This window comes from Streptococcus sp. GMD4S (assembly GCF_000296955.1).
On record NZ_AJRE01000026.1, the window covers coordinates 1 to 829 of the forward strand.

Below are 829 nucleotides of genomic sequence, written 5' to 3' on the forward strand. Positions count from 1 at the left end.
GTCTACTCTGTCCCAACTGAAGACAAGAAAGTAAGAATCGTTATCGACGAAAAATAAGAAAAGCGGGACAGAAGTCTCGCTTTTTTGTGAGGAGGAGAAGATGAAGGATTTAACGTTTAGACAATTACAAGCTTACTTACTCGAACATTACCAGCAATCTCGGACTGAGGAAGGTCTCTTTATCAAGCTAGTGGAGGAAGTCGGAGAAGTAGCCGAGGTCTTGAACGGGCGCTCTGGTCGAAAAGAGTCTGTCCAGGACTCAAATGAGGAACTAGCCAAAGAACTAGCTGATATCATTCACTACACCGTCGCAATCGCGACCATAAACGACATTGATCTAACCAAAACCATCTTTGACAAAGATAAGAAGGCTGCCATTAAGTACCAACATGAACGAGATTTGGAAGAATTTTTGGAGGGAAAATATCTATAGTGTCTTTTTTCTTCAACTTGTGAAAATCCCTAGAACGTGATAAAATAAAGGATAAGGGTTTTTAATAAATCATTGTTATAGAATGAGTGGATTTCTTTATGAAACGATTTGAAGTAACTACAAAAATTGGCAGCCTCTCTGTTACTTATAAAAAGCAAAAGAAAGTGCTTGTTTGTTTAAATGGCGCAGGTTTGCTACCAAGTTATGAAAATTTTTCACTTATACTTGAAAAACTTCCTCCCACAATTGGTTATTTGACAATTGATTTTCCAAACACAGGTAGGAGTCCGATTCATGACCAATCTGGAAAAAATCTGGACAATCTTGTAGACGCGGTTTATGAAGTACTTGAAGAATTGGCGATTTATGAATATATACTTTGTGCACATAGTTTGA

Annotated in this window: 1 protein-coding gene and 1 pseudogene; both read left to right on the top strand. The window is 37.6% G+C overall.

Annotated elements, in window-relative coordinates:
- Positions 1–100: 100 nt before the first annotated feature.
- Positions 101–433 (top strand): MazG nucleotide pyrophosphohydrolase domain-containing protein, encoded by a 333-nt coding sequence (locus GMD4S_RS00470; RefSeq protein WP_000654125.1) that lies wholly within the window; start codon positions 101–103, stop codon positions 431–433.
- Between the two features lie 98 nt (positions 434–531).
- Positions 532–829 (top strand): annotated as a pseudogene (locus GMD4S_RS00475) (alpha/beta hydrolase); the annotation flags it as partial.

What these genes read in the sequence shown, in the direction of transcription:
- GMD4S_RS00470 (WP_000654125.1), top strand. Translation starts at nt 101, where the DNA reads ATGAAGGATTTAACGTTTAGACAATTACAAGCTTACTTACTCGAACAT.